The sequence below is a fragment of the Butyrivibrio sp. MC2021 genome (genome assembly GCF_000621605.1).
Classification (GTDB): Bacteria; Bacillota; Clostridia; order Lachnospirales; family Lachnospiraceae; genus Butyrivibrio.
Genome location: NZ_JHXX01000001.1, coordinates 610702 through 629715, shown reverse-complemented (window position 1 = coordinate 629715; position 19014 = coordinate 610702). Strand labels below are relative to the sequence as shown.

The 19014-nt window shown below is 44.9% G+C and carries 15 protein-coding genes; 14 read left to right on the top strand and 1 reads right to left on the bottom strand.

All coding sequences use genetic code 11. The features are described 5' to 3' along the window. Nucleotides 1–5: 5 nt before the first annotated feature. From T359_RS0102530 to T359_RS19025, 14 genes are all read left to right on the top strand, one after another. The gene (locus T359_RS0102530; RefSeq protein ID WP_026516118.1) at nt 6–1412 is read left to right on the top strand and encodes an aldehyde dehydrogenase family protein; all 1407 of its coding nucleotides are present in this window, start codon (nt 6–8) and stop codon (nt 1410–1412) included. A gap of 80 nt (nt 1413–1492) precedes the next feature. Then, complete coding sequence (locus T359_RS0102525; RefSeq protein ID WP_026516117.1) at nt 1493–3136, top strand: SulP family inorganic anion transporter; 1644 nt, start codon at nt 1493–1495, stop codon at nt 3134–3136. 10 nt (nt 3137–3146) lie between these two features. Beyond that, nucleotides 3147–3863 (top strand): 5'/3'-nucleotidase SurE, encoded by a 717-nt coding sequence (gene surE / locus T359_RS0102520; RefSeq protein ID WP_035783476.1) that lies wholly within the window; start codon nt 3147–3149, stop codon nt 3861–3863. Nucleotides 3864–4144: 281 nt separating this feature from the next. After that, entirely contained in the window at nt 4145–5797 is a 1653-nt protein-coding gene (locus T359_RS0102515; RefSeq protein WP_242839025.1) for a cellulase family glycosylhydrolase, read from the top strand. Nucleotides 5798–6185: 388 nt separating this feature from the next. Beyond that, on the top strand, nt 6186–10070 hold the full coding sequence (locus T359_RS22350) for a glycoside hydrolase family 9 protein (protein ID WP_155839959.1): 3885 nt from the start codon (nt 6186–6188) through the stop codon (nt 10068–10070). Between the two features lie 425 nt (nt 10071–10495). After that, nucleotides 10496–11989, top strand: coding sequence for an anthranilate synthase component I (gene trpE, locus T359_RS0102500; RefSeq protein ID WP_026516114.1), 1494 nt, complete (start codon nt 10496–10498; stop codon nt 11987–11989). 3 nt (nt 11990–11992) lie between these two features. Next, nucleotides 11993–12565 (top strand): anthranilate synthase component II, encoded by a 573-nt coding sequence (locus tag T359_RS0102495; RefSeq protein ID WP_026516113.1) that lies wholly within the window; start codon nt 11993–11995, stop codon nt 12563–12565. Between the two features lie 95 nt (nt 12566–12660). Further along, nucleotides 12661–13968 (top strand): hypothetical protein, encoded by a 1308-nt coding sequence (locus tag T359_RS0102490; RefSeq protein ID WP_026516112.1) that lies wholly within the window; start codon nt 12661–12663, stop codon nt 13966–13968. Nucleotides 13969–14002: 34 nt separating this feature from the next. Continuing rightward, nucleotides 14003–14440 (top strand): LytTR family DNA-binding domain-containing protein, encoded by a 438-nt coding sequence (locus T359_RS0102485; RefSeq protein ID WP_026516111.1) that lies wholly within the window; start codon nt 14003–14005, stop codon nt 14438–14440. A 2-nt stretch (nt 14441–14442) separates the two neighbouring features. After that, entirely contained in the window at nt 14443–14922 is a 480-nt protein-coding gene (locus T359_RS0102480; RefSeq protein WP_026516110.1) for a DUF3021 family protein, read from the top strand. Nucleotides 14923–15024: 102 nt separating this feature from the next. Next, a complete protein-coding gene (locus tag T359_RS0102475) occupies nt 15025–15864 on the top strand; it encodes an ABC transporter ATP-binding protein (protein ID WP_026516109.1) in 840 nt (279 codons plus the stop codon). Next, nucleotides 15861–16652, top strand: a complete 792-nt coding sequence (locus T359_RS0102470; protein WP_026516108.1) for an ABC transporter permease subunit — start codon at nt 15861–15863, stop codon at nt 16650–16652. The genes T359_RS0102475 and T359_RS0102470 overlap by 4 nt, the downstream gene beginning before the upstream one ends. A gap of 116 nt (nt 16653–16768) precedes the next feature. Next, entirely contained in the window at nt 16769–18160 is a 1392-nt protein-coding gene (locus T359_RS0102465) for a PhoH family protein (protein WP_026516107.1), read from the top strand. Nucleotides 18161–18244: 84 nt separating this feature from the next. After that, nucleotides 18245–18613: a response regulator gene (locus tag T359_RS19025; RefSeq protein ID WP_051544867.1), complete on the top strand. Its 369-nt coding sequence runs from the start codon at nt 18245–18247 to the stop codon at nt 18611–18613. Nucleotides 18614–18803: 190 nt separating this feature from the next. Here the strand turns inward: T359_RS19025 and T359_RS23410 are convergent, their stop codons facing one another. Continuing rightward, the gene (locus T359_RS23410) at nt 18804–18920 is read right to left on the bottom strand and encodes an FRG domain-containing protein (RefSeq protein ID WP_081795313.1); all 117 of its coding nucleotides are present in this window, start codon (nt 18918–18920) and stop codon (nt 18804–18806) included. Nucleotides 18921–19014: the final 94 nt, after the last annotated feature.

Sequence of the window (19014 nt, the reverse complement as noted above, 5' to 3'; positions counted from 1 at the left end):
ATTATATGTATAACGAAGAAAATATACGACAGATAGTTGAAAAGCAGAGGGAGTTTTTCAGAACAGGAAAAACTCTTGATGTAAACTGGAGGATAAGACGGCTTAAGACCCTTAAGAAAGCGATTATGGATCATCAGAAAGAACTGGAAGATGCGTTGCATGAGGATCTTGGCAGAGCTCCCATTGAGGGATATTTCTGTGATGTGGCAACGGTGATCCTGGAGACCAATGAGATGATTAGGGGCCTTGAGAGATGGGCAAAACCTGAGACTCATTTTAGCGGAATACACTGTTTTCCCAGCATCATAACCAAGGTGTACAAGATGCCCTACGGTGTCAGCCTTATTGTAAGCCCCTATAATTTCCCTGTTATTTTGTCTCTGGGGGTTCTGGCGGCCTGCATTTCCGGTGGAAATACCGCAGTCATAAAGACCAGCTCCAAATGTGTGGCCTGCTCGAAGATTATAAAGGAGATCGTGGAGAAGATTTTCCCTGCAAAGTATGTGGCGGTTATTGACGGCGGTCATGATGTGGCGGATATGTGTCTTTCCCAGCGTTTTGACAAGATCTTTTACACCGGATCACCCAAGGTTGGAGTTCACGTTCTGGAGATGGCGGCGAAAAATCTCACTCCTACAGCTCTGGAGCTGGGAGGAGAGACAGGAAACTGGTGCATTATCAGGAAGGATGCGGATATAAAGGACGCTGCAAGAAAAATAGCCTTCTTTAAGGCTCTTAATGCCGGGCAGATCTGCATCAACATCAACCAGGTAGCGGTGGCTCAGGAGGTTGCGGAGGAGTTCCTGGCGGAGCTTAAAAAGGCCGTTATCAGGCAGATCGGGGAGAATCCTGTAGAAAATCCTGATTATCCCAAGCTCATAAACGAAGCAGCTTATAATAAGTGCAAAAAATATGCTGAAGACTATAAAGACAGGATATATTTTGGAGGAAACGGAAATGATAAGACCTTTAAGTTTTCTCCTACCGTGATCTATCCTGTGGATATTGATGAACCTATAGTTCAGACGGAGCTTTTCTGCCCGCTGCTGCCTATAGTGCCCTACAAGGACAGTGAAATAAATGAACTGATTGACACGATAGAACGCAGAGAGCACGGCCTTTCCCTGTACCTGTTCACAAGGAATATCTCCTGGGCCAAAAAGGTCATGAGTACCATGCAATTTGGCGGCGGCTGCATAAATGAGGTATGCCTTCATATGATGGTTAAGGGCGTTCCCTTTAATGGTGTTGGACATTCAGGAATGGGAGCCTATCACGGCAAGTGGGGCTTTATGGAGTTTACACATACCCAGACTGTGCTCATAGGACACAACAAATTTAACTTCTCTACAAGGGAACATCCCTATGGAAAGTGGTGGAAGGAGGCCATGATTAAATTTGTCGAAAAATAGAATAATTCATTGACGACAGATGACTGCAAGACTATAATTTAAAACGTTTTGTATGTTAATAAGAGGAGATTGAGGAGATTATGGAAAACGAAAGACTAAAACCAATGTTGTTTACCGCTTTGAAAGGGTATAACGGAAAACAGTTCATGAGTGATCTTGTTGCCGGTATCATAGTAGCAATTATTGCTCTGCCCCTTTCCATTGCGCTGGCTCTGGCATCAGGTGTAGGCCCCCAGGAAGGCCTTTACACAGCAATTGTTGCCGGATTTATTATTTCCTTCCTTGGAGGAAGCAGAGTACAGATTGCCGGACCTACAGCGGCCTTTGCGACAATCGTTGCCGGAATTGTTGCCACCAAGGGAATGGACGGACTGGCTCTTGCCACTATTTTTGCAGGTATACTTCTTGTACTTATGGGGATTTTCAAACTGGGTTCCCTTATCAAGTTTATTCCATATACTATTACCACCGGATTTACAGCGGGTATCGCTGTGACTATTGCCATCGGACAGATCAAGGATTTCTGCGGACTCACATATCCTGCGGGAACAACTACCGTTGAGACAGTAGAAAAGGTAGAAGCTATTGCGAAGAATATTTCAACACTTAATTATCAGGCACTGATCGTTGGCCTTGTATGCCTTGCGATTCAGATCGTATGGCCCAAGATCAATCAGAAGATCCCCGGATCACTTATAGCTGTAATCGTGGGAATCCTGATGGTCAAGTTCCTTAATATGAATGTATTTACAATCGGAGATCTCTATGAGATTTCCAGCAAGCTTCCCACACCTCACATTCCTTCCTTTGATTTCAAGACCCTGAGATCAATCGCGGGAGATGGATTTACCATTGCGATTCTTGCTGCCATCGAGTCACTTTTATCCTGTGTGGTTGCGGACAGCATGATCGATTCCAAGCACAGATCCAACATGGAGCTGGTGGCTCAGGGTGTCGGTAACATCGGATCTGCTCTTTTCGGAGGAATCCCAGCCACAGGCGCTATTGCAAGAACAGCAGCCAATATCAAGAACGGCGGAAGAACTCCTATAGCAGGTATGATCCACGCGGTTTGCCTTGTGCTTGTGCTGGTGGTACTTATGCCTCTGGCAGCACTTATACCTATGCCCACCATTGCAGCGATCCTTTTCATGGTTGCTTACAATATGTGCCAGTGGAGAACTTTCGTACATCTTTGCAAAACTGCACCTAAGAGCGATGTGCTCGTTCTTGTTGTAACCTTTGTTCTTACAATCGTATTTGACCTTGTTGTAGCTATAGAGATCGGCATGGTTCTTGCCTGCATCCTCTTTATGAAGAGAATGAGCGAGGAGTCCAGAGTTCGCGGATGGAAGTATTACGATCCCGAGGATGATCCGGACGGACCTGAGCTTAAGAATATTCCTAAGCATGTCCGTGTTTATGAGATCAGCGGTCCTATGTTCTTCGGTGATGCCGAGCAGATCGCAGAGATCAGCTTCAAGGATTTCACAAGAGCGCTGGTTATCCGTATGCGTGGTGTGCCTGCTATCGATGCCACAGCCATGCATTCCTTTGAACAGCTCTATGACAGATGTAAGAAGCACGGTGTTCAGCTTGTATTTTCACATGTTAACGAGCAGCCTATGAATACCATGGAAAAAGACGGTTTTGTTAATCTTGTGGGAAGAGAGAACTTCCAGCCCCACATAAATGATGCTCTTAAGAGAGCCGCAGAGATTTAAGGAGATTTTAATGCCCCGAAAGATTTTAATTACCAATGATGACGGAATACATGCAGACGGACTTGTGCGCCTTGCCAGATGTGCCATGGAGTTCGGAGAGGTTTGGGTTGTGGCCCCGGACGGAGAAAGAAGCGCAGCATCCCACAGCATAACCTTGAGACACCAGATCGAGGTAAGACCCTATGAGTTTGATGTGGAGGGAGTACATGCATTTGCCTGCAGCGGACAGCCCGGAGACTGTATCAGAGTAGGAAGTCTTAGTGTAATGCCTGAAAAGCCGGACCTTGTTATGACAGGAATCAACCGCGGATACAACGTTGCTTCGGATATTCAATATTCCGCCACAGTGGGCTCTGCCTTTGAGGGTGAGTTCCAGGGCTATCTGTCCATCGCTTTTTCAGAAGGAATAAGTGGAGAGCATGAGGCCACTGACAGATATCTCAGGGAAATAATGGCCGAGCTTATCGAAAAAGAGTATGTGCCCGGTTATGTTTACAATGTTAACTTCCCTCAGTGCAGCCTCGAGGAGTGCAAAGGCGTTCTTTATGACAGAAAGGTTTCAAGAAAGGCCTTTTTCACCGACCGTTACAAATTGGAAAAAGAGGAAAACGGTTCCAAATTCTATATGGTTGACGGTAAATATTCCCCAAGCCATGAGGAGGGCACCGATTTTGGAGCAATAATTGATAATTACGTGTCGGTTGGCGTTGTAAGAAATATAAGCTAACGAAATATAGTATATTATTACTTAATATGGTTTTAAGTACAGGAGTTATGCCAAAAGGCATGACTCCTGTATTTTTTATTTTTATTACGAAAATATTAAGAAAACGATTGAGAAAATATATGCAAAAAATATGCGATAATTAAGGCTTTTTGGTGGAAACTGCACATCAAAATTGTCTGACAAAACAAAAAATATTAAAAAACTGTACAAAAATATGTTGACGCACACGGTTTTTTGCTAATATTATATATTTGTCGCGACACACTAAAAGGGAGGTGCGTATGATGCACAATACAAAACTTAAAGGCATTAAAAGAGCTTTGACCGTTTTGCTCTCAGCAATGGTTATTGTATCCGCAATACCAGCTAAAACGGTTCAGGCTGCCGGTGGCACTAACAAAACCGCAGCAGAAGTTGTCTCCGACATGACAGTTGGTTGGAACATCGGTAACAGCCTTGATGCTACCGGTCAGGCTTACTTGTATCCTTGCACAACATCAATGGAGACCTATTGGGGAAATCCTGCAACAACCAAGGCACTTATCGATGAGGTTGCCAAGGCAGGCTTTAACACAATCCGTGTTCCTGTATCATGGGGCCAGTATACATCCGGTTCTGATTATAAGATTCCTGCATTTTTCATGAACAGAGTTAAGGAAGTTGTTGATTATGCTATTGCTAATGATATGTATGTAATCCTTAATTCACATCATGATATCGGCGACCAGAAGAACTTCTATTATCCGAATAATGCTAACAAGAGCCGTTCAGAAGCATACTTTAAGGCAATCTGGACACAGATCGGCAATGAGTTTAAGAACTATGACTATCACCTTGTATTTGAGACCATGAATGAGCCCAGACTTGTTGGCCACGGCGAGGAGTGGTGGTTCCCAAGAAACAACCCGAGTAACGACATCAAGGAAGCTGTAGCATGCATCAATGATTACAACCAGGTTGCACTTAATGCCATCAGATCCACAGGCGGAAACAACGCTACAAGATGCGTTATGGTTCCCGGCTATGATGCTTCAATCGAAGGCTGCATGACAGATACCTTCAAAATGCCTACCGATACAGCAAGCAACAGACTGATCCTTTCAGTTCATGCTTACATTCCTTACTACTTCGCACTTGCAAGCGACAAATACACCACAAGATTTGACGACAGCAACAAGGGAGATATTGATTCATTCTTTAATGACCTTAACTCCAAGTTTATTTCAAGAAACATTCCTGTAGTTGTAGGTGAGACAAGTGCTACCAACAGAAACAATACTTCAGACCGTGTAAGATGGGCTGATTACTACTGGGGAACAGCAGCTAAGTACAGCAATGTTGCAATGGTTCTTTGGGATAACAACATTTACGAGAATAATTCAGCCGGATCAAATGGCGAGTGCCATATGTACATCGACAGAAATACTCTTCAGTGGAAGGATCCCGCTATCATCAGCGCTATCATGAAGCACGGTGACGGAACACCTGCTACCATCAATGGCAGCCAGATTCCTTCAGACGAGCCTGTTGTAGAGCCTGATCCGGAGCCTATTGTTGAGCCCGATCCCGAGCCTATCGTTGAGCCCGATCCTGAGCCCATCGTTGATCCTGATCCAATCGTAGAGCCTGATCCAACTCCTGTAACCGGTGACCTCAATGTTTCTTACACAATCAACAACTGGGGATCAGGATATCAGGTACTCATCAAGGTTAAGAACGATTCTGCAAGCACCGTTAACACCTGGACAGTTAAGGTTAAGAAGAGCGATGTAAGAATCGACTCCAGCTGGTGCGTAAATGTTGCAGAGCAGGGTAATTACTATGTGATCACTCCTATGTCCTGGAACTCAGTTCTTTATCCCGGCAATTCCGTTGAATTTGGTATTCAGGGAGCAGGAAGCATTGGAAACTCTGTAGAAATTACAGTTCAGTAATGTAATTGTTTACATTTTTAAAACAATTAGCAATGCCAACAAAGATGTGACAGAAATGTGACAACTTTGTTGGCATTATTTTTATATTTTGGAAACTTTGCGTCTGAATAATTTAGAAAAAGAAATAAAAATGTAAAATAAATTAATTAAATTTTTAGAAATTATTTACAAACTAAAACGTTTAAGTTACAATAATGGTTGAAAACGCTATTAATATTTGTGAAAATGATTGTTTCTTCAAGAACTGTTTGAAAATTCTATTATTAACATATTCGTAACATTATGGTTTCAACTTTGTAATTTCAGTGTGGGAGTAATGCATGATATCAATGCGCGCAGGTATCATTTGAATTACTATACAATGTAATGTAAGGAGGGAATATGTTATATGCATAAAGGTGTAAAAGCTTTTTGCAAGAAAGTGTTGCTGGGTTCGTTATCGGCCGCACTTGTTATTGGCGGAATGAACTTCCCGTCAATCAAGGTAGAAGCAGCCGGCAACTACAATTATGGGGATGCTTTGGCGAAATCTTTGTTGTTCTACCAGTTACAGGAATCCGGAAAACTTTCCGAAGAAACACTTTCCAGAACCAACTGGAGAGCAGATTCAGGACTTAATGACGGTGCTGACAACGGATTGGATCTTACAGGCGGATGGTATGACGCAGGTGATAACGTTAAGTTCAACCTGCCTATGGCATACTCGTCAATGGTACTTGGATGGTCATATCTCAACAATCCTAAGGCTTACAGCCAGTCAGGCCAGACCAAGTGGATTCTCCACGATATCATGTGGGCTAATGATTACTTTGTAAAATGTAATCCTGATTCACGTACTTATTATTATCAGGTAGGAGATGGTGGTAAGGACCATGGCTTCTGGGGAGCTCCCGAGCTTGTTGAGGCCAAGATGGACAGACCATCCTTCAAGGTAGATGATACCTCTGCTAATGGTGGTTCATGTGTTACAGGTGAGGCTGCAGCTTCCCTGGCAGTTGCTTCTCTTGTTTTGAAGAACACTGATGCCACAAGAAGTGCAACATACTTAGCACATGCTAAGACTCTTTACGGAATGGCTGAGAGAGCTAAGAGTGACGCAGGCTATACAGCAGCCAGCGGATTCTACACCTCATACAGCGGATTCTATGATGAGCTCGCATTAGCAGGATGCTGGTTATATAAGGCTACTGGAGACAAGACATATCTTACAAAGGCAGAACAGTATGCCGAGAACTTTGGTACAGAGTTCCAGGGCGGCGACGAAGTTGCTTTCTCTTGGACAATGTCATGGGATGACACTCATATGGGTGCCTGCCTGTTACTTGCTGAGTTAACAGGAAAAGAGAAATACTACACACCTATTGAGAACAGTATTGATTGCTGGAATGGCAAGATCAAGGGTTCTAACCCTATTACAATCAGCCCCGGCGGACTTTCATTCCTCAGCCAGTGGGGATCAGTCCGTTACGCTAACAATCAGGCTTTCATAGATGCAATCTATGTTGGACTTCCTAAGGCTGATAAGCAGCACATTGCTGATGCCAACAGCTACATTGAGAGAACAGTTAACTACACACTTGGCAGCTCAGGTCAGAACTTCATGGTTGGTTACAACTCTCAGTCACCTAAGAATCCTCATCACAGAGCAGCTCATGGTTGCTGGTCTAACAACCTCAACGCTGAGCCTGCAACTTCAAGACATACTCTTGTTGGTGCTGTAGTTGGTGGACCAAGTGGTGCAAACGACAGCTACAAGGATGATCGTAGCGATTACATCGCAAACGAAGTTGCTTGCGATTACAACGCTGGATTCACAGGCGCTTGCGCTTATCTCTATGAGAAGAACGGTTACGGCTCTGTTGTAACTCCTTCAGCTATTGAGAATACCGATGGCGCTGAGTTCGTTCTTAAGGCCGGCATCAATGCACAGGATAAGAACAACAAGATCAACTTTGTAGAGATCAAGGCTGTTATCGAGAACCACACAGCTTGGCCTGCAAGAATTACTGACAACTTAACACTTCGTCTGTTCTTTGACCTCAGCGATGTTATCGCTCAGGGTTACAAGGCATCAGACATGACAATTTCTACAACCTATATGCAGCACAAGGTTAAGATCTCTGAGTTCAAGGCTTCCGATAAGGCTGGTATCTACTATGTAGATGTTAACCTTGCAGGCGCTGAGATCTATCCCGGCGGACAGAGCGAGTGCAAGTGCGAGCTTCAGCTCAGATTCACAGCTCCCGGTAAGTGGGATTTCTCAAACAGCCCTTGCGTAAAGGGTCTTGGCGGTACAAGCAACAACCAGATGGCTACACCTAGCGGAATGCAGCTCTTCGAAGGATCCAAGATCGTTCTCGGAGAAGGCTATGCTCCTGAACCTGTAGTTATCGACGAGCCTGTTATCGTAGATCCCGATCCGGATCCGACACCTACACCTGTTCCGGATCCTGAACCCGAGCCGGAGCCCGAGCCCGAGCCAGAGCCCGATCCAGAGCCTACTCCTGATCCGGAGCCCGAGCCGGAGCCTATCGTAGATCCCGATCCTACACCTGTTGTTACCACAGGCCTTACAACTGATTACACAATCAACAACTGGGGATCAGGTTATCAGGTACTTATCAAGGTTAAGAACACAGGCAAGACCAAGGCCGACACTTGGACACTTAAGGTTAACAAGAACGACGTTGGAATTGATTCAAGCTGGAATGTTAAGATTGCAGAAGATGGCAATTACTATGTAATTAAGCCTATGGAGTGGAACTCCATAATCGAGCCCGGCAATGCTGTTGAATTCGGTATCCAGGGTTCAAGTCACGTTGGCAATAAGGTAGAGATCCTTGTAGACGGACAGGAAGCTGTTGTAGAGCCCGATCCCGAGCCAACTCCTGACCCGGATCCGGAGCCTACACCTGATCCCGAGCCTACTCCCGATCCAGATCCGGAGCCTACTCCTGATCCAGATCCAACACCTACACCCGAGCCTCAGCCTTATGATCCTTCAGTTGCTGTAACAGGTGATGACTGGCTCCACACAGATGGATCCAAGATCCTTGATATGCAGGGCAACGAAGTTTATCTTACTGGTGCTAACTGGTTTGGTTTCAACTGCTCAGAGAGAGTATTCCATGGTCTTTGGAATGCTAACATGAAGAACGTTGTTGAAGGAATGGCTGACCACGGTATCAACCTTGTTCGTGTTCCGATTTCAACAGAGCTTCTCCTTGAGTGGAAGTCAGGCAAGAAGATTAAGACAAACATCAATACCAATGCAAATCCTGAGCTCAAGAGAGCAGACGGATCTGACATGGATTCAAGAGAGATCTTCGATACTTTCCTTGCAATGTGCAAAGATAACGGTATCAAGGTTATGATGGACTGCCACAGTGCAGATGCTAACAACTCAGGCCACAACTACAACGTTTGGTACGGACCTAAGGGCTTCACAACAGAAGACTGGATCGATGCTTGGGTATGGTTTGTTGGCGAGTACAAGAATGATGATACTATCATCGCTTGCGACCTTAAGAACGAGCCTCACGGCAAGTATTCACAGGGCGAAGCTAACGCGGCTAAGTGGGATGATTCTACAGATGAGTGCAACTGGCGCTATGCAGCTAGCCGCTGCGGTAAGGCTATCCTTGATGTAAATCCTTACCTCCTTATCATGGTAGAGGGTATCGAGGAAACACCCAGAGCAGGTTATGACTACAACTCAGGCACACAGAATCCTAACGCTACAGAAGCAGAGCTTAAGTACTACGGCGGATGGTGGGGCGGAAACCTCAGAAATGCCGGCAAGTACCCTGTAGATCTTGGAAGATACCAAAGCCAGCTTGTATATTCACCTCACGATTACGGCCCACTTGTTTACAAGCAGTCATGGTTTGACAAGGCATTTACAGAGCAGACACTTCTTGATGATGTTTGGTATGACAGCTGGTTCTACATCCAGGATGAGAACATCGCTCCTCTTCTTATCGGAGAGTGGGGTGGCTTTATGGATGGCGGTGACAACGAGAAATATCTCAACATCATGGCTAACTTCATCGCTAAGAACCACATCAACCACACCTTCTGGTGCATCAATCCTAACTCAGGTGACACAGGCGGACTTCTTAAGGACGACTGGGCAACATGGGATGATGCTAAGTACAACATGATGAAGAAGACCCTTTGGTCAGATTCAAGAACCGGCAGATTCGTTGGTCTTGATCATGAAGTACCTCTTGGCCAGTATGGTGAGACAGTTTCAGCATATTACGGCAGATAAAGCATAATAAATTAAAACGGGTACAGGCTTGGATCTTTGATCCAAGCCTGTATTTTAGTGATTGACAAGGTTAATGCGGTAAAGTTATAATAACTACAATATATTGAAGAAACCTATGATACGGAGATAAAGCGAGTAGGGCACTTCCAGAGAGTCCGGGTAGGTGTGAGCCGGATAGAACGCTGATTCGCAAATGGACCGTTGAGGGCATGGTGAAAGGGGATTTCCCGAGTATTCATGACGGGCAGACACCCGTTACCAGGTCAGAGATATGTTGGTATCTTATTAAGCGTGTGATGTATCACAAATTGAGGTGGCACCACGGGTAGATAAATGTTTACTCGCCCTCAGCAGAAATAATAGTTGTTTCTGCTGAGGGCTTTTTAGTTGTCAAAATGACCCGAAGCAGGAAGAAGGAGGAAGAAATGCATCAAACTACTTTTGAGGAAGTAAAAAAAATTGCAGGGACAGGTGACTACAAGCTCATACCTGTTGTAAGGGAGATCCTCTCTGACATTGCTACTCCTGTTCAGGTCATGAGGAAGCTTAAAAATGTCAGTGATCACTGCTTTCTTCTGGAAAGCGTAGAGGATTCCAGACAGTGGGGAAGATATTCCTTCCTGGGCTACAATCCCACAATGGAGATCAGCCTCAAGGAGCACAAACTCTATGTGACTGATGAAAAGGGCGAGGTCACTGTTACGGAAACCGATGAGCCGGGAGCCTTTTTAAAGGAACTGGTTCATAAGAACAGATCCCCGAGACTGGAGGGAATGCCTACATTTACAGGGGGCCTTGTGGGTTATTTTTCCTATGACTACATGCAATATGCAGAGAAGTCACTGAAATTCAAGGCTAAGAACGAATACGATTTCAGCGATATGGATCTGATGCTCTTTGAGAATCTTATCGTTTTTGACAACTTCAAGCAGAAGATAATCATCATATCCAATGTTCACACAAGTGCGGATCAGGATGAATTTAAGGGCAGCTATGACAAGGCTGTGGCAAGACTTGATGAGATGGAGGATATCATCGTAAACGGTGCTTCCAAGGTCATCGAGCCCGGAAGGCTCCTGGATGAGATCAAGCCTGTATTTTCCAAGGAGGAATACTGTGAGAAGGTAGAGAAGACCAAGCAGTACATTGTGGACGGTGATATATTCCAGCTGGTTTTATCCAATCCCATGGAAGCAAGGTTTGAAGGAAGCCTTTTTGACACCTACAGAATACTTCGAACCACCAATCCTTCACCTTATATGTTCTATTTTTCAGGGGATACGGAGATTGCAGGGGCTTCTCCGGAGACTCTTGTAAAGGTTGAGGACGGCATTATCAGAACCTTCCCTCTGGCGGGAACAAGGCCAAGAGGAGCCGGCTACGAAGAGGATCAGGCTCTGGAAAAAGAGCTTCTGGCTGATGAAAAGGAAAAGGCAGAGCACAACATGCTGGTGGATCTTGGAAGAAATGATCTTGGAAGGCTCTGCGAGTTTGGAAGCGTTGAAGTTGAGAAATACATGGGCATCGAGAGATATTCCCATGTAATGCATATAGGATCTTCGGTAAAGGGTAAGCTCTCTGACAAGTATACTGCCGTGGATGCAGTGGATAGCGTTCTTCCTGCTGGAACTCTTTCGGGAGCACCCAAAATTAGGGCATGTCAGCTTATCGATGAGCTGGAGGGAATAAAGCGCGGTATCTATGGCGGCGCCATCGGATACGTTGATTTTACAGGCAACCTTGATACCTGTATCGCCATTAGACTTGCTTACAAGAAAAACGGCAAGGTATTTGTCAGAAGCGGCGCAGGAATCGTTGCGGATTCCGTTCCGGAAAAAGAATTTACAGAGTGCGTAAACAAGGCCAAGGCTGTTGTTAATGCAATTAAAGAGAGCACTCTTATGAATAAGGAGGTTTAAGCTATGATACTTATAATCGATAATTACGACAGCTTTACCTATAATCTTTATCAGCTCATAGGAACCATTGACCCCGATATCAAGGCTATCAGAAATGACGCCATGACTGTGGAGGAGATTGAAAAGCTGGCTCCCTCCGCAATAGTTCTTTCCCCGGGCCCGGGCAAACCCTCAGATGCCGGAATCTGCGAGGACGTTGTAAGGCAGCTGGGACCCAAGATCCCGATCCTTGGTGTATGTCTGGGGCATCAGTCAATCTGTGAGGTCTACGGAGGAACCGTATCCCACGCAAGACATCTTATGCACGGCAAGCAGTCTGCTGCAAAGGTGGACAATACATCCCCGATATTTGAAGGCCTTGAAGACACCGTTAAGGTGGCCCGATACCATTCACTGGCTCTGGTGCCGGAGACACTTCCTGATTGCCTTAAGGTGATATCTACCGCCGATGACGGAGAGATAATGGCGGTGCAGCACAGGGAATATCCGGTGTTCGGACTTCAGTTCCATCCGGAATCCATCATGACTCCCAGAGGAATAGATATGCTGCGCAATTTTCTTAAATTTGCATCTTAAAAAATCAATAAAATATAGTATAATCATTCAAGTAATCGGTAATCGTCAGGTTACCGATTATTTAGTGTCAGTAATATATTTGAGGTTTTTGTTTCATGAGAAAGTTTTTAAGATTTTTGGATAAGCTTAAGAAAAATGCGAAGGATAAGCATGCGAGCTTTTGGAAGAAAGTAACTGATTTCATCAATATTTCTATATTTATGGGCCTGCCTGTGGGCATGGGGCTGGTGGTATATTGTGGGCTTGCCAATGCAGGCAAACAGGCCCTTGGAATTCTTAGTTTTCTGATAGTTACAATGATAGCCTTTTATCTGGAGACATATATAGTTCCGCTTTTTCATGAGGTACATGAACAGTATAAAGAGGATGAGCCGGAAGAAGTTTCGGAGTCAATGGAAAAGCGATATATAAAGAGAAAGATGCCCTATTTCGGTGAGAAATTCGGAACGGAACTCTTTGACAAGGTGACGGAAAAAGAAAAATATTTACCTTTAATTTATGCTGACGGACATACTTCAGATATAATAAGTATAAATGATGCTGATAAGTGGGTTTGCATCGACGGACAGTATTTTCCCCTGGATCTGATATACGGATACAATCTTGGAAATAATGAGCTTTATACTGTGGATGGCAGATCGATAAAACTTTCCGACAACATTGTAAAAAAACAGGGCCGATATGAGCTGAAAACCTTCCTTGAAAAAAGAGGATGTTTTCGCGAAAACAAGATCAACAAGGCCGGTACCTATTATAACAGAACCTTTGCCGGGCATGATACGGACCTGCCCAAGGCTGACTGGGCCAAAGGACGCTATTTCTGGGAAAAAAAGGTAGCCAATGAGCTTCATGGGCAGAACAGTGTTCCGGCTTTTATTCCCGTTGATGAATTGAGAAGAGTAAATCCGGAGATTTTTACCAGGGTTTTATCAAAACATGAGCTTTCAAAGCTTAAACAGGCAGTCAGCGGAGAAGAGGATGAACTTTTACAGGCTATCGATTTTAACAGATATGCCAATGAGTTTACTCTTTGCAACGGAATTGAACTGATAAGGCTTTTGAATAATTCCAATTATGAGCCGGGAATGGATTTTTTGTTTGACTGTCTCAGAGATATAGATGAAGCCTGCTTTCAGGTTGCGGTTTCGGCTCTTACTCGTTTTCCGGCCGATAAGGTAAAGGAGAAGCTGGAGGAAAGAGCAAGGCTTGCCTATGAGAGCGGCGATGCGATCCATCTTGCGGGACTTTTGTACCTGGCTAAAGAGATGAATATCAGTATTGATTATATTGAAAATATTAAAAAAGGCGATTTCGCCGGCGAAGTTCGTGAGTTCTTAGTGGAAGAGCAGGAGAAGGAGCCTGTTGCCTTCGAATTGGGAGGCAACGCTTATCTGAAGCAGTAAAGGCTGTGCTCTATTATTCATTGGGGGAAAAGAGTTGAGGGTTGATATTCAGAGAATTGAATCCGGAGAGGACGAGGTGATCCTCAGATACAAGGAAGAAACAGGTAAGATCAGAGCAATCCTTGACGCCATAAGAAGCGGTTCGGGCAAGCTCTATGGCAGGAAGGATGAGGAGAAGGTGTCGGTCAATCCCGGTGAAATTCTGTACATTGAGTCCGTGGATGACAAGATCTTCGCCTATACCATGAAGGATGTGGTGAGGCTTGAGGGGACTCTTTCGGGACTTATTGAGGATCTGGACGACGTCAGGTTTTTCAGGTGCAGCAAGTCCATGATCATCAATATCGACAAGGTGGAGAGACTTAAGAGTCTTTCCTCTAACAGGATAGATGCCACCATGGAGGGCGGAGAGCATATCCTTATTTCAAGGACATACGCTTCGGAGTTTCGAAGGATTCTTAAGGGGGTATAAGAATGAAGGATAAGAAAAAAACAACTCTTTGGGAGAGGTATCTCACCAAGGAGATAGGAATTGAGTTCAAGGCCTGCCTTTACTTTTTTGCCATATTGTTTTTCTACAGTATGTACCGCATCTGCATAGGTTCCCTGGAGGCCAGTATCATTCATATGGCGGAGATGATCTTTGCCTGCTATATCATCGGCTATGTTCAGGTGTATCTTTTGTGGAACTTCGATGAAGCTGATTCGGTGGGAGCAAAGGAAATCGCGGGAGTTATCATCTGCACGGCGATTTACAGCCTGTTATCCTATTTCCTGAGATGGTTTGACAAGAATATCTATGTTACGCTGGGGCTGGCGGCCTATGTGCTTGTTACTTACATCTGCGTTATCCTGATCTACAAGACCAAGAGAAATATAGACGACAAAAAACTAAATGAAGACCTGGCACTTTTTAAGACTGAGCATAAAAAAGTGCAGGATAGAGTCGAATAAGTGTCACTTGCGGGAACATGTATTGTTCCCGCTTTTTTAGTGCCTTAAGATAAAAATATAGAGAATGAGATGGGACTGAAATGCAGTTTTGAAAGGAGTGTTATGGGAAACGTAATAAGTATTAAGAACCTTACAAAGACCTACGGCAAAAAGCGGGGCGTTGCTGATGTATCCTTTGAGGTTCAGGAGGGTGAAATATTCGGATTTATAGGACCTAACGGCGCAGGAAAGTCCACCACCATCAGGTCTATGCTGGGATTTTTGAGATTTGATTCCGGGAGCATTGAAATCCTTGGAATGGATGCGGTAAAGGACCATGAAAGGATCCTTAAGGAAGTTGGCTACATGCCTTCAGAGGCGCTTTTTTATCCGGCAATGAAGGTGTCAGAGGTGATAAAGTATGCTGCGGATGTAAGGCGCATGGACTGCAGGGACGAGGCTGCAAAACTCTGCGAAAGGCTTCAGGTGGATACTTCCAAAAGGATAAAAGAACTGTCCCTGGGAAACAGAAAGAAGGTTTCCATTGTATGTGCCATGCAGCACAGGCCAAGGCTTTTCATATTTGACGAGCCCACCAGCGGTCTGGATCCTCTGATGCAGAATACCTTTTTTGAACTGATAAAAGAGTATGTGAAGGAGGGTACAACCTGTATGCTCTCCACCCATGTGCTTCCTGAAGTGAGAAAGCACTGCGACAGGGCGGCCATCATGAGAGAAGGACATCTTATCAAGACAGACACCGTGGAGAACCTTATCAAGACCTCAGTTAAAAATGTTAAGCTCACCGCAGAGGGAAGGACTGAAGAATACATATTTAAGGGCGATATCAATGAGCTCATAAGAGATCTTGGACAGAAGAACATTCAGAATCTGACCATTGAAGAGCCCTCACTGGAGGATATGTTCATGCATTTCTATGAGGGAGAGGAGGAAGTAAAATGACAGCTATAATCAAACAGGAACTTAAGCTTAACTTAAAGAGCCTCCTTATTTGGGCCCTTACCGTGGGAGGCCTGGGCTTTATCTGTATACTGATGTACACCAGCATGGAGGGGGACGTCATGGAAATGGCGGATACCTTTTCGGATATGGGTGCCTTTGCGGATGCTTTTGGTATGAGCACCCTGAGCATTGCCACACTGGCGGGCTTTTTCGCCACAGAGGTGGGCACCGTTCACGGCCTTGGAAGTGCCATGTTCGCAGCATTCTTTGCCTCTGCGATGCTTTCCAAAGAAGAGGACGGCCACACTGGAGAATTCCTCTTTTCGCTGCCTGTTTCCAGAGGAAAAGTAGTAACAGCCAAGGCCATTACAATTCTCATCAATCTGATCATTTTTACAGCAATCTGCGGAGCCTTCTACGTACTGGGCTTTGCCTGCCTCGGAGAGGAAGTTCCGGCAAAAGAGATGATCCGCTTCCTCCTTTGCATGCTCCTCATGAATATAGAAGTAGCAGCAATATCCTACCTGATCTCCGCCACCGCCAGCAAAACCCGCATGGGCCTTGCCCTGGGCATAGCTCTAATCATCTACACCTATGACATCATGGGGCGCGTAATCCCTGACCTCAAGGACTACCTCTTTATCGGCCCTTTCTCCTACGTCAACGCCTCCGAAATCTTCGCCGGCATCGCACCCCCCGGGGGGAGCTTTCTTCTTGCGTCAATCGTGATAGTTGCCACTATCGTAGCGACTTTTATATGTTATACCAGAAAAGATCTTGCCAGCTAAGCTTTGGAATTATGGCGCGCTCCCCCGCAAAAATCCTCGGTATATTTTTGTTTTTCGCGGGTACAAGATATGGTATAATAAACTTACAAGTCATATACATATAGGGGGATCTACGCATGAAGAAGATCTATGTTTTGGACACCAACGTTTTGATTCAGGCACCTCATGCATTGAAGTGTTTTGAAGATAACGAGGTCGTTCTTCCGCTGGTAGTCTTAGAAGAACTTGACACCCACAAGAGGGATGAGGGTGAAAGGGGAGCTAATGTCAGGGAAGCGATCAGGATCTTGGAACAGCTACGTGGTTCAGGGGACCTTATCAAGGGAGTGAAGCTGGACAATGGCGGCTTTCTGCGGGTTGAGAAGAATTTTAAGGATGTGGAGCTTCCTAAGGACTTGTCAGAATATAAGTCTGACAACCGCATATTGAAGGTCTGTAAGGGTCTTACAGATACCAGCAAGAACAAGGTTATCCTGGTAACCAAGGACATTCTTATGCGCATCAAGGCCGAGATTCTCGGCGTCAAATCAGAGGATTTCACAACTGAACAGGTACCGGGGCACAGTGAGCAGTACAGCGGCAGAATTGACGTTTTTGTGCCTGAAGATGTTTTTAAGGATTTCAAGAAAAAAGGCATTCCGATAGACAAGGTATATTGCTGCGATGAGGATGGCAAGCAGTATAAGCCTGAACTGTTCGAGAATGAATTTGTAGTGGTAAGGGCAGACCAGTCCACCAACAAGACCCAGATGGGAAGAGTCTGTGGCAAGGTCATCAAGAAGCTCGAATATGAAAAGAGCCAGCCCTACGGCGTTAAGCCAAGAAACGCAGGTCAGTATTTCCTTCAGGAAGCATTGATGCAGCCTGCTGATGTGGCACCACTTGTTATAGTCAAGGGTATGGCGGGAACAGCCAAGACCTTTTATTCGCTGGCTGTGGGCCTGGAGAAGATGATCAACCGCCCCACCGGAGAATACAGAAGGATCCTGGTGTGCAGACCCAATTCACAGTTTGATGATGACATCGGATTTTTACCCGGTGATGAGCAGGAGAAGATATCTCCACTTATGAGACCCATCATCGACAACCTGGAGCAGCTCATTGACTCCAACGAGGAGGAGCGCTACAAGGATGAGAAGGAGCTTCAGGGCAAGACCGATGAGGTATTTGAGAGAGGAATAGTACAGTGTGAAGCCCTTAATTTCATCAGAGGACGTTCTATTCTTAAGACTTACCTTATCATCGATGAGGCCCAGAATATGACTCCCACCCAGGCCAAGGGTATCATCACCAGAGCCGGTAAGGACACCAAGATAATCCTTCTTGGAGATCCCAACCAGATAGACAGGCCCTTCCTTGATGAGAGGACCAACGGTCTTTCATATGCCTGTGAGCATATGAAGGGAAGTCCCCTTGCATGGCAGATATCTCTTTCCGCTTCCGAGTGTGAGAGAAGCCGCCTGGCTATGGATGCCATCGAGAGAATGAGAGATAAAAAAGATATTTAATAAAATAAAACGGTAATTTCAAGGCCCGGATACTTTTGTGTCCGGGTCTTTAATAATGATATAATAGAATAGTGGAGGCAAATTATGGATACTAAAACTATTCTTATCATTGATGATGATCCCGGATATATGCAGCTTGTTAGACAGTGGCTCAAGGAAAACTACAAGGTTGCCATGGTTACAAGCGGCAGTCAGGCCTTTAGATGGTTTGAAAAAAATACCGCTGATCTTATTCTCCTTGATTATGAGATGCCTGTGGAAAACGGTCCCAGGGTATTTATGAATCTCAGACAGAAGGAGAACATCGCTGATATTCCTGTTATGTTCCTTACGGGAAATAATGATGAGGCTATTCTTGAAGAACTCCAAAATCTGCAGCATCAGGGCATTCTTCTTAAGACCATGAGCAAAGATGAGCTTGTGGACAAACTTTCTGAATTCTTTTCATGTTAGATCTGTATACCTTTTTGGTTTGGTAATTTATTATCATCGATTAAGATCTTACGAGGCTATCACATGCTTCTGAAAGCATATCCACGGAGAATACAGTAGTATTGTATTTTTTTGAGATTTGACGATATTTTTCCGGCAGGAGCCTGTGAAGTTCATGTACATCTATACGCCAGACTACGCCGTCACGCTTTTACATATCCTTTAAGTCATTTTCTGTAACAGAAAAGTGCAGAGCAATAAGTGGTGAGAATGACCAATCCAGAAGCCTGGTGGGAAGTCCATGGTTCAAGTTCCTGTTTCTTTTCACGGCAGTTCCTTTACAAGCTCGTTGTCAGTCTAAATGTAGCATCCGGCTGACCGCGATATACAAAAAGATTTCTGTTTCGCTTAAGATCTTCCCT